The organism is Marinomonas atlantica, assembly GCF_001639725.1.
In the GTDB taxonomy this organism is placed as follows: Bacteria; Pseudomonadota; Gammaproteobacteria; order Pseudomonadales; family Marinomonadaceae; genus Marinomonas; species Marinomonas atlantica.
The window spans coordinates 1-264 of sequence record NZ_LTAW01000046.1 but is presented as its reverse complement, the minus strand read 5'-3'; the positions used below and the strand labels follow the sequence as shown (position 1 = coordinate 264).

Below are 264 nucleotides of genomic sequence, written 5' to 3'. Positions count from 1 at the left end.
TGGCGGCTTCACCGCGTTTGTTGAAGGCTGGGCTCTGTACGCCGAGAGCTTAGGCGACGAGATGGGATTCTTTAAAGATCCCTATTCTAAATACGGAAATCTCTCGGGTGAGATGATGCGTCCGATCCGTTTAGTCGTCGATACGGGCATGCACGCCAAAGGTTGGTCGAAACAACAAGCACTCGATTACTACCGCAGCAAAATGCCGATCACCGATTTGGACTCGGAAGTCGAAATTGACCGGTACATCACTTGGCCCGGCCA

1 protein-coding gene is annotated in these 264 nt (G+C 52.3%); it reads left to right on the top strand.

The genetic code is table 11. The features are described 5' to 3' along the window. Positions 1-61 precede the first annotated feature (61 nt). Positions 62-264, top strand: a 203-nt coding sequence (locus tag AYW75_RS18500; RefSeq protein WP_231886245.1) for a DUF885 family protein, incomplete at its 3' end; no start/stop codon positions are given.